This is a genomic window from Arthrobacter sp. ZGTC412 (genome assembly GCF_002929215.1).
In the GTDB taxonomy this organism is placed as follows: domain Bacteria; phylum Actinomycetota; class Actinomycetes; order Actinomycetales; family Micrococcaceae; genus Arthrobacter.
On record NZ_PJII01000024.1, the window covers coordinates 47520 to 69211 of the forward strand.

General features: G+C 64.9%; 16 protein-coding genes. 8 read left to right on the forward strand and 8 right to left on the reverse strand.

Features of this window, described 5'->3' with window-relative positions:
- Nucleotides 1–122: 122 nt before the first annotated feature.
- From purU (CXQ88_RS19620) to glyA, 7 genes are read right to left on the reverse strand one after another with little or no spacing between them, the layout of a single operon-like run.
- The gene (gene purU / locus CXQ88_RS19620; RefSeq protein ID WP_104045793.1) at nucleotides 123–1019 is read right to left on the reverse strand and encodes a formyltetrahydrofolate deformylase; all 897 of its coding nucleotides are present in this window, start codon (nucleotides 1017–1019) and stop codon (nucleotides 123–125) included.
- Nucleotides 1020–1022: 3 nt separating this feature from the next.
- Nucleotides 1023–2396 (reverse strand): L-serine ammonia-lyase, encoded by a 1374-nt coding sequence (locus CXQ88_RS19625; RefSeq protein ID WP_104045794.1) that lies wholly within the window; start codon nucleotides 2394–2396, stop codon nucleotides 1023–1025.
- Entirely contained in the window at nucleotides 2397–3035 is a 639-nt protein-coding gene (locus CXQ88_RS19630; protein ID WP_104045795.1) for a sarcosine oxidase subunit gamma, read from the reverse strand.
- Nucleotides 3028–5982 carry a sarcosine oxidase subunit alpha family protein gene (locus CXQ88_RS19635; protein WP_104045796.1) on the reverse strand — a complete coding sequence of 985 codons (2955 nt, stop codon included), beginning with the start codon at nucleotides 5980–5982 and terminating at the stop codon, nucleotides 3028–3030. The genes CXQ88_RS19630 and CXQ88_RS19635 overlap by 8 nt, the downstream gene beginning before the upstream one ends.
- The gene (locus CXQ88_RS19640; protein WP_104045797.1) at nucleotides 5979–6401 is read right to left on the reverse strand and encodes a sarcosine oxidase subunit delta; all 423 of its coding nucleotides are present in this window, start codon (nucleotides 6399–6401) and stop codon (nucleotides 5979–5981) included. Before CXQ88_RS19640 ends, CXQ88_RS19635 begins: the two co-directional genes overlap by 4 nt.
- A 36-nt stretch (nucleotides 6402–6437) precedes the next feature.
- On the reverse strand, nucleotides 6438–7658 hold the full coding sequence (locus CXQ88_RS19645; RefSeq protein ID WP_104045798.1) for a sarcosine oxidase subunit beta family protein: 1221 nt from the start codon (nucleotides 7656–7658) through the stop codon (nucleotides 6438–6440).
- On the reverse strand, nucleotides 7655–9010 hold the full coding sequence (glyA, locus tag CXQ88_RS19650; protein WP_104045799.1) for a serine hydroxymethyltransferase: 1356 nt from the start codon (nucleotides 9008–9010) through the stop codon (nucleotides 7655–7657). The genes CXQ88_RS19645 and glyA overlap by 4 nt, the downstream gene beginning before the upstream one ends.
- A gap of 154 nt (nucleotides 9011–9164) precedes the next feature.
- Between glyA and CXQ88_RS19655 the strand changes: the two genes are divergently transcribed.
- The 3 genes from CXQ88_RS19655 (at nucleotide 9165) to CXQ88_RS19665 (ending at nucleotide 12168) form a co-directional block, all read left to right on the forward strand.
- Nucleotides 9165–9839, forward strand: a complete 675-nt coding sequence (locus CXQ88_RS19655; RefSeq protein ID WP_104045800.1) for a GntR family transcriptional regulator — start codon at nucleotides 9165–9167, stop codon at nucleotides 9837–9839.
- Between the two features lie 95 nt (nucleotides 9840–9934).
- Nucleotides 9935–11188 (forward strand): MFS transporter, encoded by a 1254-nt coding sequence (locus CXQ88_RS19660; protein ID WP_104045801.1) that lies wholly within the window; start codon nucleotides 9935–9937, stop codon nucleotides 11186–11188.
- A 170-nt stretch (nucleotides 11189–11358) separates the two neighbouring features.
- Nucleotides 11359–12168 carry an IclR family transcriptional regulator gene (locus CXQ88_RS19665; protein ID WP_104045802.1) on the forward strand — a complete coding sequence of 270 codons (810 nt, stop codon included), beginning with the start codon at nucleotides 11359–11361 and terminating at the stop codon, nucleotides 12166–12168.
- A gap of 66 nt (nucleotides 12169–12234) precedes the next feature.
- Here CXQ88_RS19665 and CXQ88_RS19670 read toward each other — a convergent pair whose 3' ends face one another.
- On the reverse strand, nucleotides 12235–13167 hold the full coding sequence (locus CXQ88_RS19670) for a LysR family transcriptional regulator (protein ID WP_104045803.1): 933 nt from the start codon (nucleotides 13165–13167) through the stop codon (nucleotides 12235–12237).
- A gap of 148 nt (nucleotides 13168–13315) precedes the next feature.
- Here CXQ88_RS19670 and CXQ88_RS19675 point away from each other — a divergent pair, with 148 nt between their 5' ends.
- From CXQ88_RS19675 to CXQ88_RS19695, 5 genes are all read left to right on the forward strand, one after another.
- Nucleotides 13316–14620 carry an aromatic ring-hydroxylating oxygenase subunit alpha gene (locus CXQ88_RS19675; protein ID WP_104045804.1) on the forward strand — a complete coding sequence of 435 codons (1305 nt, stop codon included), beginning with the start codon at nucleotides 13316–13318 and terminating at the stop codon, nucleotides 14618–14620.
- A complete protein-coding gene (locus CXQ88_RS19680; protein WP_104045805.1) occupies nucleotides 14617–16032 on the forward strand; it encodes a ferredoxin reductase in 1416 nt (471 codons plus the stop codon). The genes CXQ88_RS19675 and CXQ88_RS19680 overlap by 4 nt, the downstream gene beginning before the upstream one ends.
- Before the next feature lie 99 nt (nucleotides 16033–16131).
- Nucleotides 16132–18054 (forward strand): BCCT family transporter, encoded by a 1923-nt coding sequence (locus CXQ88_RS19685; protein WP_104045806.1) that lies wholly within the window; start codon nucleotides 16132–16134, stop codon nucleotides 18052–18054.
- Between the two features lie 3 nt (nucleotides 18055–18057).
- Entirely contained in the window at nucleotides 18058–18987 is a 930-nt protein-coding gene (gene purU / locus CXQ88_RS19690) for a formyltetrahydrofolate deformylase (protein ID WP_104045807.1), read from the forward strand.
- Between the two features lie 38 nt (nucleotides 18988–19025).
- Nucleotides 19026–21533, forward strand: coding sequence for a GcvT family protein (locus CXQ88_RS19695; RefSeq protein ID WP_104045808.1), 2508 nt, complete (start codon nucleotides 19026–19028; stop codon nucleotides 21531–21533).
- Nucleotides 21534–21692: the final 159 nt, after the last annotated feature.

A 21692-nucleotide genomic window follows, 5' to 3' on the forward strand; every position in this document is an offset into this window, starting at 1 on the left:
GCTCCCTCGCCAAAGTGAGAGAGCGTCACAAAAATGCGCATTGAGTGATAGAGGGCCGCCCGAAAACCCGCAGTAAGTGAGAGAGGGTTGGCGGAAATGGAGCAGGCAGTGAGAGAGCGTCGCTACCGCAGCACTACGGTGCGGTTCCCTTGCAGGATGACCCTGCCCTCGCAGTGCCAGCGCACAGCGTTGGACAGCGCCTTGCATTCGGTGTCGCGGCCGGCTGCCACAAGGTCCTCTGGCCCGTACGTGTGGTCCACCTCCACGGTCTGCTGCGAGATGATCGGTCCCTCGTCAAGTTCGCTGTTGACGTAGTGCGCGGTGGCGCCCACAGTCTTCACGCCCCGGGCGTAGGCCTGGTGGTACGGCTTGGCACCCTTGAAGCTGGGCAGGAACGAGTGGTGGATGTTGATCGCCTTCCCGTCCAGCTTGCGGGTCAGGTTGTCGCTGAGCACCTGCATGTAACGGGCAAGCACCACGAGTTCCACGTCGTACTCGTCCACGAGTTCCAGCAGCCGCGCCTCCGCCTCCGACTTGGTAGCGGCAGTGACGGGGACATGGAAGAACGGGATCCGGTGCCATTCCACCAGTGCCTGGTGGTCCGTGTGGTTGGACACCACGGCCACCACGTCCACCGGCAGCTCACCGATGCGGGCACGGAACAGCAGGTCGTTGAGGCAGTGCCCGAACTTGGACACCATGATCAGCACCCGCCGCTTGGAACCGTTCAGCTCCAGCCGCCAGCGCATTCCAAACTTTTCAGCAACGGGACCGAAAGCGGCCCGCAGCGTGTCCGCGGTGGAGGCATCGCCGTCGGACGCGAAATGCACCCGCATAAAGAAGTGCCCCTCGGAACGTTCGCCGAACTGCTGGTTGTCGATGATGTCGCAGCCGTGCTCCAGCAGGAAGCCGGAGACGGCGTGGACGATGCCCGGCGACTCGCGGCAGTCCAAAGTGAGGACATGCTCCACTGTCGTCACCGGCGCGGGAAAGGAAGTTTCAGTCTCAATGGCAGTCATGATTCAGCACTCGATTACGTTGACGGCAAGGCCTCCGCGGGAGGTTTCCTTGTACTTGGTTTTCATGTCGGCTCCTGTTTCGCGCATCGTTTTGATGGCTTTGTCGAGGGATACCTTGTGGCTGCCGTCGCCGTGCAGGGCAAGGCGGGCGGCGTTGATGGCCTTGACGCTGGCAATGGCGTTGCGCTCGATGCAGGGGATTTGCACCAGCCCGCCCACCGGGTCACACGTCAAGCCCAGATTGTGTTCGATGCCCACCTCGGCGGCGTTTTCCACCTGTGCAGGGGTTCCAGCAAGCACTTCGCAGAGCCCGGCGGCGGCCATGGAGCAGGCGGACCCCACCTCACCCTGGCAGCCCACTTCGGCGCCGGAGATGGAGGCATTGATCTTGAACAGAATTCCGACGGCGCCAGCAGCCAGCAGGAAGCGGACCACACCGTCGTCGTTCGCGCCTGGCACAAACTTCATGTAGTAGTGCAGCACGGCCGGGACGATGCCCGCGGCGCCGTTGGTGGGTGCCGTGACGATGCGTCCGCCAGCCGCGTTTTCCTCGTTCACGGCCAGCGCGAACAGGTTCACCCACTCCATCGCCCGCAGCGGGTCGGTCACCCCGGTGTCCGCCGTCAGGGTCTGGAATAACGACGGCGCCCGCCGCCTAACGTTGAGCCCGCCGGGAAGGATGCCTTCCGCGGCGCAGCCGTTATCCACGCATTCGCGCATCACCGCCCACAGCCCCAGCAGTTTCTCCCGCAGCTCCGCCTCCGTCCGCCACACCAGCTCGTTGGCGAGCATCACATCCGAGATGGACATGCCTTCGCGTTCGCAAATCGCGAGGAGTTCGTCCGCAGTGCTGAACGGGTAGGGGAGGACGGTGGAATCGGCCACCACGCGGTCGCCGGCGTCGGCGTCCCCGTCAACCACGAAGCCGCCCCCAATCGAATAGAAGCTCCGTTCGCTGAGCACGGCGCCAGCATGGTCCAGCGCCCTGAACGTCATGCCGTTCGGGTGCGCCGGAAGGGCCTTGCGCCGGTGCAGCACCACGTCCTCGTCCCAGTTGAATTCCACCCGGTGGTCGCCGCCCACCCAAAGCTCGGCATCCAAGGCGGCGGCGGCCACCTGGTCATCGGCGGTGAAGGTGTCCACGGTTTCGGGGTCCAGCCCCTTGAAACCCAGGACCACGGCTTTGTCCGAGCCGTGGCCCCGTCCGGTGGCGCCCAGCGAACCGAACAGCTCGGCCTGGACCCGCCTGGTGGAGCTCAGGTGTCCGTCGCCTTTGAGTCCGTCGGCGAACAGCTTTGCTGCCCGCATCGGGCCAACCGTGTGTGACGACGACGGCCCGATGCCAACGGAGAACAGGTCCAGGACGCTGAGGGCCATTTAGGGGACCTCGGGGGAGGCGTACTCCCGCATCGCGTCAAGCAGCCAGCGGCCCAGGAAATCAGCGAACGACGCGCGGGGGAAGATCCGGAAGGTATCCTCACCCGTCTTCCACAGGACTACGGGGATGTTCCCGATCTCCGTGGACAGGGCAGTGCCGGCCTTGAGGACCCGCGGGTGCAGGTCCAGCGAGCAGCCCTTTTCCAGGACTGCCCGGGACCGCGGCCCGGTGAGTTCGAACGTGGTGCGGTTGGCGGAAAGGTCCACCACTTGGCCTTCGCCGTCTGCCAGAGCCTCGCGGAGTGCCTGGATCAGGTCGCCGCCGAGGGATTCGTGCGCCTCGGTCGGGGCTACCACAAGGAACTCTTCGGGACCGAGCCACAGGACGGACGTGCTGCCGGGGCCGGCCACGCCGCCGCACCCTGCGGGCAGGCCACCGGTGACGGAAGCGACGCGCTGCCCGGCGTCACTGTTTCGGTTGACTCGAAGGCCCACCATGGTCAGGAAGGGTACTTCGCTAAGTTCCACCAGGCCGCGGACGGAGTCGGTTTCAAACGCGGCCCGGAGCTGGGCGGCGGGGCTGACGCGCAGGGAGAGGTCCTTCTGTCGGGTGGTTGCGGGTGCTGCTGTTTCAGCCATCTTTGCGGGTCCCTTCGGGGTCAAAAAGTACAGTTTCGGCGACGACGACGTCCACGAGCTGGTCGCCTGCAGCAGCCACCAGGGTCTCGCCGATGCGGTTGCGGCCGTTCTTGATCAATGCCAGGCCGAACGACCTCCCCAGCGCTGCGCTGTGGTAGCTGGAGGTAACGAAGCCTTCCATGGGGACCGGCCCGTAGGCAGGGTTGGTGGAGCGTCCCTTTTCAACGAGCTGGGTGCCTTCCGGCAGGCGCAGCGTACCGTCCACCGGCAGCACGCTCACCAGGTGCTTGCGGTCCTCGCGCTGGCCGTCGGCCCGGGAGTAGGAACGCTTGCCGATGAAGTCCTTGGCCTTGGAGACGACCCACTCCATCCCGGCGTCCTGCGGGGTGACTGTGCCGTCGGTGTCCTGGCCGACGATCGGGTAGCCCTTTTCAGCGCGGAGCACGTGCATGGTTTCCGTGCCGTAGGGGGTGATGTTGAATTCGGCGCCGGCGGCTGCCACCGACTCCCAGGTGTTCAGCCCGTACCAGGACGGCACGTTGATCTCGTACGCCAGTTCACCGGAGAAGGAGATCCGGCAGACCCGGGCGCGGACGCCGGAGGCAAGGGTGGTTTCGCGGAAGGTCATGAACGGGAAGGCTTCTGCTTCCAGCCCGCCGTTGGCGGCCAGCTCCGGTGCCACCTTCGCGAGGACCGCGCGGGATTTGGGCCCGACGACGGCAATGGTGCTCCACTGCTCTGTCACCGAGGTGCAGTGCACGTCCAGCTCCGGCCACTCGGTCTGCAGCCATTCCTCCAGCCAGTCCAGCACCTTGGCGGCGCCGCCGGTGGTGGTGGTCATGAAGTAGGTCTCTTCATCCAGGCGCAGGGTAACGCCGTCGTCGAAAATCATGCCGTCAGCCATGCACATGACGCCGTAGCGGGCGGAACCCGGGGCTAGCTTCTTGAACGCGTTGGTGTAGATCCGGTTCAGGAACTCACCGGCGTCCTTGCCCCGGATCTCGATCTTGCCCAGGGTAGTGGCGTCCATAAAGCCAACGGAGTCGCGGACGGCGGCGCATTCACGCAGCACGGCCTCGTCCATGTCCTCCCCGTCCTGCGGGTAGTACCAGGGCCGCTTCCACTGCCCGACGTCCTCGAACAGGGCGCCCTTGGCAACATGCCACGGGTGGATCGAGGTGACGCGGGCGGGGTCGAACAGCTCCCCGCGCTGGCGGCCGGCGAGGGCGGCAAACGCTACGGGGGTGAACGGGGCGCGGTAGGTGGTGGTCCCGATGTCGCCTATGCCGCGGGACGCCTCACCGGCGGTCCGGAGTGCTGCGGCGATAACGCCGATCGCGTTGACGCCCGAGGTCTTGCCCTGGTCGTTCGCGGTGCTGATGGAGGTGTAGCGCTTGATGTGCTCCACGGACCGCATGCCGGCGCCGGTGGAGCGCAGCACGTCAGCCACAGACTGGTCGCGCTGGAAGTCCACGAAGTGGTGGTGCCAGTCATCCGGGGTTCCGGTCTCGCCCGGCACCAGCCACAGCTGGCGGGTGGGTGCGGAGGCCTTGGGATCAGTCAACGGTGCGGGCTTTGTGCTGGTGCTGAAGCCGGCTGCGATTACCGCGGAGGCGCCGGCCGCGACGCCTTCCGCGACGCAGTCCTGGAGTTCGAAGCTGCCGCGGCCCGAGCCGATGGTCTGCTGGTTGGGAACCGCAGTGCTCGGCACAAAGGCGGCCAGCTCGTCATCCCAGCGCAGCTTGCCCTGCCGCTGGGAGTGCAGGTGCACCAGCGGGCTCCAGCCGCCGGACACAGCCAGCAGGTCGCAGGCGATCTTTTCGATGCCCGAGGTGAGTTCGCCGTCGTCGTTAATGCTGCGGACAGTGACACCGTCCAGGCGGCCGTCGGCTGTGCCTTCTCCGGAGGAGGAGGTGTTGACCACCGCGCTGCCGATCAGCACCCGGGTGCCGGCTTCGACGGCGGCAGCAGCCACGGCGGTGAGCTGCGGACGGGCGTCCACCACTGCGGCGACCTTAACGCCGGCGGCGCGCAGGTCCGCGGCCAGGGCGTAGGCGCTGTCGTTGGTGGTGCTGATGGCCACACGCTGCCCGGCGGCGACGGCGTAGCGGTTGAGGTAGCTGCGGACAGCGGAGGCGAGCATGATGCCGGGGCGGTCGTTGTTCTCGAACACCAAGGGACGTTCGTGCGCGCCGGGGGCCAGTACCACCTGGTTGGCACGGATGTGCCAAATACGCTGCCGGGACACACCGGACGCGGCCGGGGACGACAGGTGGTCAGTGCGGTTTTGGACGGCGATGACGTAGTTCGCGTCGTACGCGCCAAAAGCCGTGGTGCGGTTCAGGACGGTGGATTCAGAGCCGGAAACGAGCTCCGCTTCGACGTCCGCCACCCACTCCAAGGCCGGCTTGCCTTCAATGGTCTCGGCGAGTTCAGCCGCGGTGGAACCGGACAGGAGCGATCCGCCCAATTCGGGCTGGTCGTCCAGCAGCATCACGCGGGCGCCGGAGCGAACGGCTTCGCGGGCGGCGGCCAGGCCGGCGGGGCCGCCGCCGACCACCAGGACGTCGGTGTGGACGTACTTCTTGTCGTACTCGGCACGGTCATCCGCCGGGTCCAGCTTGCCCAGGCCCTCCAAATACTCCGCTTTGAGGCCGTCCACCAAGGTGACCGTGGTGGCGGGAAGCATGGACTCGGCTACGTGGCCGGGGAAGCGCGGCTCAACGCGGACCAAAGCGTTGGATTCCTCCACCCCGGCGGACAGGATGCCGCGGGGCCGGTTCTCGTATAGTGAGTTGCCGGCGGCGATGCGGCCGTTGGCGAGCAGGGCCGAGGCGAGGGTGTCGCCGGGATGGCCCGTGAACTCCTCACCGTCCAGGGTGAAACGCCAGGAGATGGTGCGGTCGATGCGTCCGCCGGCGGTGAGGCGGGTGTTCTGGGAAGTCACTTGGTTGCTCCTTCCGGGGCGGTGGTGCTGGTTGAAGAAGTACTCGTACCGGAGATGCTTGTCCCTGAGATTTTCGGCGCCGCGGTCCCGGTGGTGGTGCTGTCAGCGGCAGTGCTGGCAGTGCCGGACTCCGGTGCCGGGCCGGGTGTATCCGGCCGGGGCGAGCCCATCGGGTAGACGGCCTGGATCTCATAGGTGACCGTGTCGCGAAGCATGTTGAACCACTGGCGGCAGCCGGTGCTGTGCAGCCAGCGCTCGGCGAAGGCGCCCTTTGTGTTGTCCCGGTAGAAGAGGAACTCGGCCCACTCGCGGTCGTTCAGCGCACTGGGGTTTTCCGGGTAGGCCACGTGGGCCTGGCCGCCGTAGTGGAATTCGGTCTCGTCGCGCGAGCCGCAGTTGGGGCAGGAGATGAGCAGCATGTGCGTCTTCTTTCTAAAGTGCAGGTTCGCTGGCGGCTAGTGGGCCACGGCCGCGGCGCCGTGTTCGTCGATCAGCGCGCCGGTTTCGAAGCGTTCCAGTGCAAACGGCTTGTTCAGCTTGTGCGGGGTCCCGGTGGCGATATTGTGTGCGAAGGTCATGCCGGCGGCGGGGGTGCCCTTGAAGCCGCCGGTGCCCCAGCCGCAGTTCACGAACATGTTCTCCACGGGGGTGTTACCCACAATGGGGGAGGCATCCAGGGTGGTGTCCACGATGCCGCCCCAGGTCCGGAGCACGTGGGCCCGGGCAAAGATCGGGAAGAGCTCGACGGCGGCCGCCATCTGGTGCTCGATCACGTGGAAGGACCCGCGCTGGCCGTAGCCGTTGTAGGAGTCCACGCCGGCGCCCATCACCAGTTCGCCCTTGTGGGCCTGGGAAACGTAGACGTGCACGTGGTTGGACATCACCACCGTGGGGTGGACGGGCTCGTGCAGTTCGGAGACCAGGGCCTGGAGCGGGTGGGACTGGATGGGGAGCCGGAAGCCGGCCATTTCCGCCAGGACCGAGCTGTGCCCGGCAGCGCAGAGGCCCACCTTTTCGGTGTTGATGGTGCCCTGGTTGGTTTTGACGCCCACCACACGGTTTCCGTCCTTGACAAAGCCGGTGACTTCGCAGTTCTGGATGATGTCCACACCCAGCTCGTCACACTTGCGGGCAAAGGCCCAGGCCACATGGTCGTGCTTTGCGATGCCTGCGCGCGGCTGATAGGTGGCGCCCATGACGGGGTAGCGGATGTTGTCGCTGATGTTCAGGATGGGGCAGAGTTCCTTGACCTGCTTGGGATCAAGCCATTCAGCGTCCACACCGTTGAGCTTGTTGGCTCCGACCCGCCGCATGCTCTCGCGGACGTCGCCCAGGGTGTGGGCGAGGTTCATCACGCCGCGCTGGCTGAAGAGGAAGTCGTACTCGAGTTCCTCCGGCAGGATCTCCCAGAGCTTGAGGGCGTGCTCATAGATGGCCGCGCTCTCATCCCAGAGGTAGTTGGAGCGGATGATGGTGGTGTTCCGGGCCATGTTGCCGCCGGCCAGCCAGCCTTTTTCCAGGACGGCGATGTTGGTCATGCCATGGTTCTTGGCCAGGAAGTAGGCAGTGGCAAGGCCGTGCCCGCCGCCGCCCACGATCACGGCGTCGTAGGAGGACTTGGGTTCCGGGTTGCGCCAGAGGAAGTCTGGGTGCTCGGGGAGCTGTTCGGTGCTCACTGGGCTGCTCCAATCATGTCTGCTTCAAGAGCGCCGATGGCGGCGGCGTCGTTCAGGTGGGGGTAGAGGGGGAACTTGCCGGCCAGGGCCGTTACCCGTGCGCGGAGTTCGACGGCGGTGTCCCCGTCCAGGGTGCCGGTGCCTGCGGTGCCCTTGCCCGCAGAGGCGATGAGCGCCGCCGCGATGATGTCCGCAACCTCGGCGAATTCCTCCGCGCCGAATCCACGGGTGGCGAGAGCGGGAGTCCCGATCCGGAGGCCGGAGGAGACCATCGGCGGGCGCGGGTCGAAGGGGACGGCGTTGCGGTTGACCGTGATGCCGATGCGGTGCAGGGCGTCTTCGGCCTGCTGTCCGTCCAGCTCGGAGTTGCGGAGGTCCACCAGGACCAGGTGGACGTCGGTGCCGCCGTTGACCACGGAAATTCCTGCTGCGGCAACGTCGTCGTTGAGGAGCCGTTCGGCCAGGAGCTTGGATCCCTGCAGGACGCGTTCCTGGCGTTCCTTGAATTCGGGGCTGCCGGCGAGCTTAAACGCTACGGCCTTGGCGGCGATGACGTGCTCCAGCGGGCCGCCCTGCTGGCCGGGGAATACTGCGCTGTTGATCTTTTTGGCGTACTGCTCCTTGGCGAGGATTACGCCGCCGCGCGGGCCGCCAAGGGTCTTGTGGGTGGTGGTGGTGACCACATCGGCGTAGGGAACGGGGTTGGGGTGCAGCCCTGCGGCGACGAGGCCGGCGAAGTGCGCCATGTCCACCATGAGGTAGGCGTCCACGAGGTCGGCGATGCGCCGGAATTCGGCGAAGTCCAGCTGGCGGGAGTAGGCGGACCAGCCGGCAACGATCAACTTGGGACGGTGTTCGAGAGCCAGCGCTTCGACTTCGGCCATATCGATACGGAGGTCCGATTCGCTGACGTGGTAGGGAACCACGTTGTAAAGCTTGCCGGAGAAGTTGATCTTCATGCCGTGCGTCAGGTGGCCTCCGTGGGCCAGGCTGAGACCCATGATGGTGTCGCCCGGGTTCAGCAGGGCGAACATTGCGGCAGCGTTGGCCTGTGCACCGGAGTGCGGCTGGACGTTGGCGAATTCTGCGCCGAACAGGGCCTTGACCCGGTCGATGGCCAGCTGCTCCACCACATCAACATGCTCGCAGCCGCCGTAGTAGCGCTTGCCCGGGTAGCCTTCGGCGTACTTGTTGGTCAGAACTGAGCCCTGGGCCTCCATGACCGCGGACGGGGCAAAGTTCTCGGATGCGATCATTTCCAGGGTGGACTGCTGGCGCACCAGTTCCTGGGCAATGGCCTGCTGGACCTCGGGATCGACTACGGAAAGTCGCTCGTTCAACTGCTCAACCACGGGTGCTCCTTTGAAATACCATTTGCTTTGTAACTGATATATCAGTGTGAGCTCAATGGTATGATCGGGATCACAGCAGAGTCAATAGCTGGGCCGAAAGCGGTGAAACACTACGCGTTCGGGCTCAGCGGGTGTCGACGAATGGAGCAGCCCCTTGAACGCACTTCTTGCCCTGACCCCGGCGGAGGAGGAAGCGCCGCCGTCGCAGGCGGAGGCTGCCTACCGGCAGCTGCGCGACAAGCTGATCATGCTGGAGATCCGCCCGGGCGAGCCAATTAACGATGGACAGTTGGCGGCCGAGCTTGGCTTCAGCCGTACGCCCGTCCGCGAGGCGATCAAGCGGCTGGAGGTGGACCATCTGGTCATTTCCTATCCGCGCCGGGGGACCTTCGCCACCAACGTGGACTTCACTGAGCTGGCCGACGTCTCGGAGATCAGGGAGCTGCTGGAGCCCCTCGCCGCCCGCCGCGCCGCCAGCAGGGCGAGCGAGAGCATGCGGCGCGAACTGCTGCGGGTAGCAGCTGCCATTGCCGGCATTGATCCGGGCGCAGGGGAGTCCCGCGACCTGATGCGCTACGACCTGATGGTGCACCGGCTGATTTACAAAGCCGCCGCCAACCCGCACCTGGAAGACACGCTGATCCGCTACGACAACCTGGCCACGCGGATCTGGTGTGTAGTGCTGGACAAGGTCCCCTCGGTCACCGGCCACATCACCGAGCACGTGGACCTGCTCAAGGCGGTAGCGGCCGGTGAGGCCGACAAGGCAGGCGAACTGGCCCTGCACCACGTCACGAGCTTCGAGGAAACCATCCGCAAGGTGCTGTAAACCGGTAATCGAGCTTGTCGAAAACCCGCTGGATGATCCTGCCGGAATCCCTCGCCAAGAGGGCTCCAAACCTCTGAAGGATGGAAGTGACCCGCATGCCCGCTGCCACCCGCGCGCCGGACCGCGCCGCCAGGTTCGGCTTCGCTTTTATCGGCGTTCTGCTCATTGCGGTTAACCTTCGAGTGTCATTTGTCAGTGTGGGGCCCGTACTCGCGAACATCAGCGTTGACCTTGGCCTGTCCAGTGCCGCAGCAGGCCTCCTGACAGGTCTTCCGCTTATTGCTTTCGCGGTCTTCTCACCCGTGGCACCCGGTTTCGCCTCCCGCCTGGGTCTCGACCGTGCGCTGTGGATGTCCCTGCTGATCCTCGCCTCGGGGATCGTGCTCCGCTCCTCACCTGGGCCCGGCTTCATGTGGGCGGGAACAGCAATGATTGGCTTGGCCATCGCGTTTCTCAACGTTTTAGTCCCCAGCCTCGTAAAGCGGGACTTTCCCAAGAGGGTCAGCCAGGTCACCGGAAGCTACACCGCTACGCAGGCCGCCTTCGCTGCGATGGGGGCCGCCGTCGTCGTTCCCGTGGCAGAAACGTCCCCTGCGGGATGGCGGCTCGCCCTCGGTATCTGGGTCGGACTTGCGCTCATCGCCATGGCGGTGCTCCTGCCGTGGCTGCGCCGGCACCTGTCCGGCACCATGACGTCCAAAAGGCCGGAGGTTTCCTACTGGTCGCCCTGGGCTTCAGCTTTGGGCTGGCAGGTGACGTTTTTTATGGGACTGCAGTCGATCGCCTTCTACGTCCTGATGGCATGGCTGCCCACTATCGAACAAAGTCGCGGGGTCCCAGCTGCTACTGCCGGCATCCACCTATCCGTCTTCCTGCTCATCAGCGTCTTCGCCAGCCTTGCGGCAGGGGGAATTCTTCATCGGGGTTCAGACCAAAGGCTCGTTTGCTTCACAAGCGGCGCGGTCATGTTCGTGACGTTTCTCGGGCTGGCGCTTGCGCCGGACCTCATATTGCTGTGGGTCCTTCTTGGCGCAGTCGGGTGTGGGACCCTCATTGTCATCGCGCTGTCGCTGTTTAGCCTCCGGACCGTGAACTACCCGCAGGCGGCGTCTTTATCAGGCATGGCACAGTCGGTCGGCTATGGCCTGGCTGCCGTGGGGCCGGTCATGTTCGGTGGTCTTCGCGATGCGAGCGGAAGCTGGACGCTTCCGCTCCTCGTCACCGCAGGCATCATGGCGGTTCTCGCCGTGACGGGTCTGTTTGCCGGACGGAACCGGGTAATCAGCGGTTCAGCTGCGCGCGCGCCTGAAACGCAACGCCCTGTGGAGCGGGCGGAGGAACTGGGCTAGCCCAGCGCCGGATCCGTACGCAGTGGGACTGCGACGGCGGGAACCTCCTGGTGAACGTGCACGACGACGGGCCGGGGGAACTTTCCGCCTCGTCGCCTGCGGTGACATCCAGCCGCTGATCTGCCTGTGGCGGATTTCCACCCTGCGCAGGCTACTTGAGAGTATTAGTCATGGCTGCGAACAGTGAACGCGAACCCGACGTCGATGCGGAACCGGGCCAGCACGGTGGCGTCCAGTCCGTGGACCGGGCCCTCGCTGTCCTGGAGATCCTGGCGCGGGACGGCCACGCCGGCGTAAGCGACATCGCCGAGGAGATGGGCATCCACAAGTCCACCGTCTCCCGGCTGATGGGTTCGCTGGTGAGCCGCGAAATGGTCCACCAGAACAGCGACCGCGGCAAGTACCAGCTGGGCTTCGGCATCCTTCGGCTGGCCAGCTCCATCCCCGGACGCCTCAGCCTGGTCCGGGAGGCACGGCCCGTTCTGGAGGCCCTCGCGGAGGAATTCAAGGAGACCGTGAACCTTGCCGTCTTGCGTTCAAACTTCGCCGTGAACGTGGACCAGGCCATGGGACCATCCACGCTTGCAACCTACGACTGGGTGGGCAACCTGACACCACTGCACGCTACCTCCAGCGGAAAAGTCCTGTTGGCGGCACTGCCAGCAGACGAACGCGACCGCATCCTGAAGGAGACCGGGCTGCCGGCACGGACTCCGCGGACCATCACCAACCGCAAGGAACTCGAAAACCAGCTGCTCGACGTCGCCCGTGACGGCTACGGGGTGGTGCGGGAAGAGTTCGAAATCGGCCTGACTGCGGCCGCCGTGCCCGTCTTCAACCATCTTGGTGCAGTCATCGGGGCAATCAGTATCTCAGGTCCGGCTTTCCGCTTTGATCCCGAAACGGCGCCGGGGCTCATCGAGGGACTGAAGCAGGCGGGGCTGCGGGTCAGCGCGAAGATGGGCTACACCCGCCACTAATGCGCCAGCGTCCAGGCGGAGTATTAGGAAGCTGCCGAACGCCAGGACGCCCTGCGCCGGCAGCGCTCAAAGATCGTCTTCGAGCCGGGCGGAGAGGATCCGATTGGCGTTTACCTGCAGGATGCCGAGCGACTCCTGGATCAGGGGTGAGGCGATGCTTCCCCTGCGCACCGCGGCGACAATGCGGCGCGTTGGTTTCGCCTTACCGGTGATACGTAGCCGAACCACGTTCTCGGCACCCTGCAGAGGCGCCAGCCGTGGCAGCAGGCCAACGCCCAGCCCCGCACCCACGAACGCAATATGGGTTTCCCATTCAACGGCCTCATGGGCAATGCGGGGTGTCACCCCGATTGCCGTGAACGCCGCGGTGAAAAGGGAATGGTAGGTGGAACCGGCGCCCGCGGTAATCCAGGGTTCCGATGCCAGCTCTTCAAGCGTCGCTGTTTCCCGTGATGCCAGCGGATGGTCACCGGGAATGATCACATCCAGTGGATCGTCGAGCAGAACTGTCTGCTCGAAGCGCGGATCATCCTCTCCATAAGTGTCGGACTGCATGGCGACTATGACCGCAAGGTCGATTCGTTCCGCAATCAACAAGTCGAAGCAGCGGGCCGGGTCGGCCTCAAGAACCTGAACCTCCAGCAGGGGGCGTGTTGAACGCAGGGTGGCGGCCAGCGGTGCGAGCAACTGTGCGGCTGCAGTGGAGAATCCGCCGAGGCCAAAATGAAGCTGCACCTGATCGCCGGCCTCCATGGCCGCGGCGCGCAGGCTTTCCCACTGGGCAATGAGGGGATCCGAGCCCGCTACGAGAAAGCGTCCCGTGGCGGTCAGCCGCACGCCCCGGCCATCTTTCGTCAGCAGCTGCATTCCAAGCACGCGCTGCAATTCGCGCAGTTGCGCTGACACGGCAGACGGAGAATAACCCGTGAGCTCCGCGGTCGCGCCTATGGTGCCGCACCGGGCGAACACGCGAAGTGTGATGAGCCGCGCATCAATCATGCACCTATTGTGCAGGGTAATCTTCCAAACTTTGCGCTTTTTTTGCAGCTCTTGTGACCCTAATCTCATCATTACAAGTTCTTCGACCACGCCGCTACCCGTGGTCAACACGCAACACCCACTACCCATGCCTCCCGGGAGGAAACCCATGACAGCTTCAGTGAACGTGCCCCTCAATTCACGCGGAAAACTCGCTGCATCATTGCCTGCCGAACAGCTGGCAGAAATCACCGCGTTGTTTGCGTTCCGGCGCACCGGCTACTCCCTCGATGCCCCCTTCTACACCGACCGCTCGATCTTCAACATCGACATGGAGGCCATTTTCGGCCAGCACTGGATCTTTGCCGCCAGCACAGCCGAACTGCCGGAGCCGGGCGACTACGTCACCGTCGACTACGGCCCCTACTCCCTGATTGTGCTGCGCAACGACGACGGCGACGTGAACGTCCTGCACAACGTATGCCGCCACCGCGGCGCCCGCGTTCTGACCGAAGCTGCCGGATCAACCGGAAACCTGGTGTGTGGCTACCACTCCTGGACCTACTCCCCGGAGGGCAACCTGATCCATGCCTCCGCTCCCGGGGAAACGAAGTTCGACAAGAGCTGCTTCGGCCTCAAGCGCGCCCACGGCCGCGAGGTCGCCGGACTTATCTTCGTCTGCATTGCGAATGAACCGCCGACGGACTTCGACGAAACCGCAAAAATCTTTGAGCCCTACCTGGCGCCCCACGATCTCTCGAAGACAAAAATCGCCTACCAGCAGAACATCATCGAAGAGGGCAACTGGAAGCTCGTCATGGAGAACAACCGTGAGTGCTACCACTGCGACGGCCACCCTGAGCTCGCCTGCTCCCTCTTCCCCACCTGGGGACTGACGGAGGGACTGGTCCCGCCCCATCTTCAGGAAGTGTGGGACCGGAACAAGGAAGCCCAGTCCTCCCTCGAAGAGCGTTGCCGCCGCTACGGCCTTCCCTACGAAGTGGTCGAGCAGCTAGACACCCGCATCGCGGGAATCCGCATCTCGCGTGAATCCCTCGATGGAGAGGGCGAATCTTTCTCCGCCGACGGGCGCAGGCTTTCCAAAAAGCTGCTCGGTGACTTGCCCGACTTCCGCCTTGGCCGCTGCTCGATGCACCTGCAGCCCAACAGCTGGTTCCATTTCCTCGGCGACCACGTCATCACGTTCGGTGTCTTCCCCATCAACGAACACCAGAGCCTAGTTCGCACCACTTGGCTGGTGGCTGACGACGCAGTGGAAGGCGTCGACTACGACCTGGAAAAGCTCACCTACACCTGGAAGCAGACCAACCTGCAGGACAAGGCGTTCGTGGAGCTGTGCCAGCAGGGTGCCGGCAGCCCGGCCTACGAGCCCGGTCCCTACATGAAGAGCGAATACCAGGTCGAGGCATTCATCAACTGGTACGTGCAGCGTGTGCAGGAGCACTTGGCATGATTGAACTCCTCACTGAGACGGCGATCCAGGAGCCACAGCGTATTCGTGGTCTTGAGATGCCGTGGAACAGGGTGATGGGAAGCGCCGAGACACCCGCCCGGGCAGCCCGTGCATTGGGCCCATGGCATCCGCAGGAGTTCATGGCCGAATGCGTCGAGACCGTTCCCGAGGTGGGCGGCATGATGACCTTCGTGTTCCGCCGCTGCGATGGTGCGCCCCTGGCGTTCCGTGCGGGCCAGTACGTGAACGTCGCATTTCCCGTGAATGGCGAGGACCAGGAACCGGTGGACCGCAGCTACTCGCTGTCCAGTTCGCCCACCGAGCCGTGGACCTTCAGCATCACCGTCAAACGCGACCCCACAGGGCTGGTCTCGCCGTGGGTGCACCAGAACGTCAAACCCGGCACCGTTCTTGAGATGCTCGGACCGGTCGGGGCATTCCACCTGCCCGATGCCGACCGGCGGGCACGATATCTCCTGCTTGCCGCCGGCGCAGGCATCACTCCCATCATGTCCATGGTGCGGACCATCCACTCCCTGCCCGGAACGGCCGATGTCGTGGTGCTTTACCACGGAGCGGAGGCCGGAGGCTATGCCTTCCACCAGGAGCTGGCCTACATCGCCTCCGTGGACTCGCGGGTCAAGGTTTTCTACTCCCTGGGCGACCGCAACAAACCCGAGGGGTGGGAATGGCTCAGCGGAAGGCTGACGGCGGAAATGCTCGAGGAGGTGGCCCCCGATGCCAACGGCCGCCAGGTGTACGCATGCGGTCCCGAGGGTTACCTGAACACGGCCACCGAGCTCCTCAAAAGGGTCGGTGTCGACGACACCTCCATCTACATGGAGTTCTTCTCGGGAGACCGCCAGACGCTCCTTGAATACCAGGCCGAGGTGGCGCATGCAGCCGACTTCGCGGAGGAGATCGCCGAGGAGATCGCCGAATCCGCCGAAGACTACTACGAAAGCCAGCCCGCCGCGTTCGGGCTCTACGAACCTGGTTACGACGCCGACGGAACCCTGCAGGCCTCCGGGCTGCCGCTGGAAATCGTCGACCCGGAGGTGCGCACCGCCGACCCCTCCGTCGACAGCCCGGGCGTGGAGCCGGAAGCCGGTTCCACTGATGCCTCGAGCTTCGACACAGTGGGATCAGGCAGCCTCACCATGTCCTTCATGCGTACCGGCATCAATGTGCGCATTGACCCCGCCGAGCGCATCCTCGAGGTGGCCCAGCGTGCGGGCGTCAGGATTGGCGCGAACTGCAAGGAAGGCATGTGCGGCTCCTGCAAGGTCGTCAAGCTTTCCGGGGAGATCGAGATGAACCACCAGGGCGGGATCCGGGCACGGGAAATCTCTTCGGGCAAGTTCTTGCCCTGCTGCTCCACCGCGCAGACGGACCTGGTGATCGATGCCTAGGACCCTCGATTACTGAATGCCAGGAAGCCCGATCTTCCGCCCGGCTTGGGGACGCCGGAGTAGAGCGTCAACCCATGAATTCAAACCAAAGGACTTGACATGGCTTTGAACAGCGACATCCGTCCGGATGCCCAACCCCCCATTCAGCTGGAGGAGCCCCAACCCGCTCCTGCAACGGAAAGCTCTCCTTCCTCCCACGACTCACACGACGCGGAGGACACCCAGCAGATCCTGCAGGAGCTCCGCCTGGGCCGCTCCGAACAGGCTGTGGCAGAACGCCGTAACCGCAAGCTCACCCTCGACAAAGCCACCTTCGGCATCACCGGAATCCTCGCGCTGGCCTTCGTGGCCTGGGGCTTCCTGGGCCGGGACAGCCTTTCCGCCACCTCCACCATCGCCCTCAACTGGGTGATGGAATACACCGGCTGGCTCTTTATGGTCCTGGCCTCGCTGTTTGTTGTTTTCGTCCTGTGGCTGGCCCTCGGAAAATGGGGCAACATCCCGCTGGGCAAGGACGGTGAAAAGCCTGAGTTCCGGACCGTTTCATGGATTGCCATGATGTTTGCGGCCGGGATGGGCATCGGCCTGATGTTCTACGGCGTGGCCGAGCCGCTTTACCACTACATCACTCCGCCACCAGGAACGGTGGACGGCAGGACTCCCGCGGCCATCCAGACAGCCATGGCCACCTCCATCTTCCACTGGACCCTGCATCCCTGGGCTATGTACGCCGTCGTCGGAATCGCCATGGCCTATGGCACCTACCGCCTGGGCCGCAGGCAGCTGATCTCCGCGGCATTCACGTCCCTGTTCGGCATCAGGACCGTGGAAGGGCCCGTGGGGAAGTTCATCAACATCCTCGCGATCTTCGCCACCCTGTTCGGCACGGCGGCTTCCCTCGGCCTGGGTGCCCTCCAGATCGGCAGTGGCCTGACATCGAACGGTTGGGTCGGTGAAATCGGCACCCCCGTGCTGGTGGCCATCGTCGCCATCCTCACCGCCTGTTTCGTGGCCTCGGCAGTGTCCGGCATCAGCCGGGGCATCCAGTGGCTGTCCAACATCAATATGGTCCTGGCAGTGGTCCTGGCGCTCATCGTCTTCATCGCAGGACCCACGCTCTTCATCCTCAACCTCATCCCAGCCGCCGTGGGCGACTACGCCAAGGACCTTGCCGGGATGGCCTCGCGTACCGAGGCCGTGGGGGACGAGGCCCTGCGCACCTGGCTGTCCGGCTGGACCATCTTCTACTGGGCCTGGTGGGTATCCTGGACGCCCTTTGTAGGAATGTTTATCGCCCGCATCAGCCGCGGCCGCACCATCCGTCAGTTCGTGACCGGCGTCCTGCTGGTTCCCAGCATCGTCAGCGTCCTCTGGTTCGGGATTTTCGGCGGAAGCGCCTTCAAGGTCCAGGAGGAAGCAGACGCGGCGAACCAGCCCGGGCTGGTGACCATGACCGACGGAGTACCGTCCATCGATTTCGACGGGGCACTGTTCGACCTCGTCAACAACCTGTCAATGCCGGGCTGGCTGACCGGGGCGGTCATCGTCCTGGCCATGGTCCTGGTGGCGATCTTCTTTGTCACCGGCGCCGACTCGGCATCCCTGGTGATGTCCTCCCTAAGCTCCAACGGGTCCGCCGAGCCGAAGCGCGGACTTGTCATCTTCTGGGGCCTCCTCACCGGCGCGGTGGCAGCCGTAATGCTGCTGGCCGGCGGCGACAAGCCTTCCGAAGCGCTCGCAGGACTGCAGCGCATCACCATTGTGGCCGCTCTGCCGTTTGTGTTGGTGATGCTGCTGCTCTGCTTCGCCCTGGTCAGAGACCTGCGCCGGGATCCGCTGTCCCTCCGACGGCGGCTGGCTGACTCAGTGGTGGAACGCGCCATCCGCAGCGGCGTCGACCAGCACGGCGGGGTCCAGTTCGACCTCGTGACCAAGCACGAATGTGATCAGCGCTGTTCGGACGGCGGCCCCTGCGCGGCGTCCCCCGCTGACACCCAATCCCCCGCAAAGAACCAGGAGTAGACCATGACCACAGTCCTCGAAGGCCGCCCCACCGGTAACGCGACGGCAGAAGCCGGCGCCGTCCCCAGCGTCCGCAGTACCGGCACCGCACAGTACGTCCTCACGCTTGCGTGCCCGGAGCGCCCCGGAATCGTCCGGGCGATCACCGCATTCCTCGCTGACCGCGGCTTCGACATCGTTGAACACCAGCAGTTCGACGACCACATGAGCGGCAAGCTCTATCTGCGCACGGCCTTCACTCCCGGAGACAAGGAAGTTTCCGCGGAAGGCCTCAGCGCGGAGTTCGCCGCCACTGCCGATGAGTTCGACATGGAGTTCGCCATCCACGACGGCCGCCCCCAGCGCCTGCTGGTGATGGTCTCGAAGTTCGGCCACTGCCTCAACGACCTCATCTTCCGCTGGCGCGCCGGCAGCCTGGGTGCGGAGATCGCCGTCGTGGTGTCCAACCACGAGGACCTCCGCCCCATGGCGGAAGCCGCCGGCCTGCCGTTCATCCACGTCCCGGTGACGGCCGCTACCAAGCCCGAAGCTGAGGCGCGCCTTCTGGAACTGGTCGAGGAGTACCAGGCAGACCTGGTGGTCCTGGCCCGCTACATGCAGGTACTCTCGGACGGCCTCAGCCGGGACCTCCGCGGCCGCGCCATCAACATCCACCACTCTTTCCTGCCCGGGTTCAAGGGTGCCAAGCCTTACCACCAGGCCTATGACCGCGGTGTGAAGCTGATCGGAGCCACCGCGCACTACGTCACTGCAGACCTGGACGAGGGCCCGATCATCGAGCAGGAAGTGTTCCGGGTGGACCACAGCCTGGACCCGAACGCACTGGTCACGGTAGGCAGGGACGCCGAATCCCAGGCACTGTCCCGCGCAGTTAGGTGGCACTGCCAGCACCGGGTCCTGCTCAACAACACCCGCACCGTCGTCTTCCGCTAACGCCAACGCCTCTTACGCAAAACAGGAGAAACACACCCATGAGCGCATCACCACGCGTTGTCATTATCGGCGCCGGCATTGTCGGAACCAACCTTGCCGACGAACTCGCCACCCGCGGCTGGACCAACATCACGGTGGTTGAACAGGGCCCGCTGGAACTTGCCGGCGGCTCCACGTCGCACGCTCCGGGCCTGGTGTTCCAGAACAACCAGTCACGGACCATGACCGAATTCGCCACCTACACGGTCAACAAGTTCCTCTCTCTGAGCAAGGACGGCGAGTCCTGCTTCAACCAGGTAGGCGGCCTGGAACTGGCCACCACCCCCGAACGGCTGGCCGATCTCCACCGCAAGATGGGCGTGATGACCTCCTGGGGAGTCGAAAGCCGGATCGTCGACGCCGACGAATGCGAAAAGATCTACCCCCTCCTGAACACCGGCAAGCTCACCGGCGGCCGTGAGGTCCTCGGCGGCCTGCTCATCCCCACCGACGGCCTGGCCCTGGCCGCCAGGGCGGTGCAGCTGCTGATCGAGCGCTCCAGCGAGGCCGGCGTGACATACCAGGGCAACACGACCGTCACCGGGATCGCCCAGGAGGGCGGCAAGGTGACGGGCGTGGAAACGTCCGAGGGTTTGATCCCGGCAGACATCGTGGTCTCCTGTGCAGGCTTCTGGGGCCGTGAGCTCGGCAAGATGGTTGGCCTGGAGGTGCCGCTTCTGCCGCTGGCGCACCAGTACGTGGTCAGCACTCCGCTGCCCGAACTTGAGGGCGTCAACGAGCTTCCCAAGGGTGCCAGCAAGCCCATCCTGCGCTACCAGGACAAGGACCTGTACTACCGCGAATGGGGCAACCGCATCGGCATCGGCAGCTACGCCCACCGCCCCATGCCGGTGGACATGTCCGCCCTGCCGAAGGTCGCCGCAGAGGAAATGTCGGACCACCGCATGCCCTCCCGGCTGGAGTTCACCCTGGAAGACTTCCTGCCAGCGTGGGAGGACAGCCAGGACCTGCTGCCGGCGCTGCGCAGCTCCGCGATTGAGGACGGCTTCAACGGCATCTTCTCCTTCACCCCCGACGGCGGCCCGCTGATGGGCGAGGCGCCCGACCTCAAAGGCCTCTTTGTTGCCGAAGCCGTCTGGGTGACGCACTCGGCCGGCGTGGCCAAGGCCATGGCCGAGCTGCTGGTGGAAGGCCGGTCCCGCACCGACCTGCACGGCTGCGAGCTGACCCGCTTCGAGAAGGTGCAGACCTCCGACGCGTATGTCAGCGAGACGTCCCAGCAGAACTTCGTGGAAATCTACGACATCATGCACCCGCTGCAGCCCCGGGAGTCCCCGCGGGACCTGCGCGTCAGCCCGTTCAACGTCCGGCAGAAGGAGCTGGGGGCGTTCTTCCTGGAGTCCGCCGGCTGGGAGCGGCCGCACTGGTTCGAGGCCAACCGCGGCCTGCTCGAGGAGCTGCCGGCGGAGTGGCAGACGCCGGAGCGGGACGAGTGGTCCGCCCTGTTCTCGTCCCCGATCTCGGCGGCCGAGGCGTGGAAGACGCGTACCGCCGTCGGCCTTTACGACATGACGCCGCTGAAGCGGCTGGCCGTTTCCGGACCCGGCGCGCAGGCGATGCTGCACCGGCTCAGCACGGGCAACATTGCCAAGAAGCCCGGTGCCGTGACGTACTGCCTGCTGCTGGAGCACGACGGCGGCATCCGCAGTGACGTGACCGTCGCGCGCTTGGCGGAGGAAGAGTTCCAGCTCGGCGTGAACAGCAACGTGGACTTCGACTACCTGAAGGTGGAGGCACGGAAGCAGTCAGCCGGCGACCCCGCACAGTGGGTGCACGTCACTGACATCACCGGCAGTACCTGCTGCATCGGGCTGTGGGGGCCGCTCGCCCGCGAAGTGATTGGCAAGGTTAGCGCGGACGACCTGACCAACGACGGGCTGAAGTACTTCCGGACCAAGGAAATTTCTGTTGGGGGCATTCCTGTCACGGCCATGCGGCTCTCCTACGTGGGCGAGCTCGGCTGGGAGCTGTACACCACCGCCGAGTATGGGCTGAAGCTGTGGGATTTGCTGTTTGAGGCCGGCCAGGAGCACGGCATCGTTGCCGCAGGCCGTGGCGCCTTCAACAGCATGAGGCTCGAGAAGGGCTACCGGCTGTGGGGCACGGATATGACGTCCGAGCACCACCCGTATGAGTCTGGCCTGGGCTTCTCGATTGCCAAGGACAAGACGGGCTTTGTGGGTGCTGAGGCTTTGGTTTCACGCAAGGAGCAGCCGGCTACCCGCGCGCTGCGGTGCCTGACGGTCGACGACGGCACGTCCATTGTGCTGGGCAAGGAACCTGTGTACGTGAACGGGTCGGCTGTTGGCTACGTAACGAGCGCGGCCTACGGCTACTCCGTTCGCAAGCCGATCGCCTACGCCTGGCTGCCGGCTTCGGTTTCCGAGGGCGACGCCGTGGAGGTCGAGTACTTCGGCAAGCGCATCGCCGCCACGGTCACGGCTGAACCGCTCTTCGACCCGGGCATGGAGCGCCTCCGCGGCTAACCCGGCGGCGTTGGAAACCGGGGGTCGCCGAAACAGACGCCCCCGGTTTTCACGTGTGCCCGCTCGGTTCACTTTGCCGGAAAATGATGCTCCTATAGCTGTCAATTGGTGTTGAGCCAGTCTGAGTACCGTTGGAAGAAGTGGTCGTCTCGGGTGAGT

Excerpts from the sequence above, each read along its gene's own strand:
- purU (WP_104045807.1), top strand. The coding sequence starts at position 18,058 with ATGACCACAGTCCTCGAAGGCCGCCCCACCGGTAACGCGACGGCAGAA.
- CXQ88_RS19665 (WP_104045802.1), top strand. The coding sequence starts at position 11,359 with ATGGCTGCGAACAGTGAACGCGAACCCGACGTCGATGCGGAACCGGGC.
- purU (WP_104045793.1), bottom strand. The coding sequence starts at position 1,019 with ATGACTGCCATTGAGACTGAAACTTCCTTTCCCGCGCCGGTGACGACA.
- CXQ88_RS19670 (WP_104045803.1), bottom strand. The coding sequence starts at position 13,167 with ATGATTGATGCGCGGCTCATCACACTTCGCGTGTTCGCCCGGTGCGGC.
- CXQ88_RS19640 (WP_104045797.1), bottom strand. The coding sequence starts at position 6,401 with ATGCTGCTCATCTCCTGCCCCAACTGCGGCTCGCGCGACGAGACCGAA.
- CXQ88_RS19685 (WP_104045806.1), top strand. The coding sequence starts at position 16,132 with ATGGCTTTGAACAGCGACATCCGTCCGGATGCCCAACCCCCCATTCAG.
- CXQ88_RS19660 (WP_104045801.1), top strand. The coding sequence starts at position 9,935 with ATGCCCGCTGCCACCCGCGCGCCGGACCGCGCCGCCAGGTTCGGCTTC.
- CXQ88_RS19695 (WP_104045808.1), top strand. The coding sequence starts at position 19,026 with ATGAGCGCATCACCACGCGTTGTCATTATCGGCGCCGGCATTGTCGGA.
- CXQ88_RS19630 (WP_104045795.1), bottom strand. The coding sequence starts at position 3,035 with ATGGCTGAAACAGCAGCACCCGCAACCACCCGACAGAAGGACCTCTCC.
- CXQ88_RS19625 (WP_104045794.1), bottom strand. The coding sequence starts at position 2,396 with ATGGCCCTCAGCGTCCTGGACCTGTTCTCCGTTGGCATCGGGCCGTCG.
- CXQ88_RS19680 (WP_104045805.1), top strand. The coding sequence starts at position 14,617 with ATGATTGAACTCCTCACTGAGACGGCGATCCAGGAGCCACAGCGTATT.
- CXQ88_RS19675 (WP_104045804.1), top strand. The coding sequence starts at position 13,316 with ATGACAGCTTCAGTGAACGTGCCCCTCAATTCACGCGGAAAACTCGCT.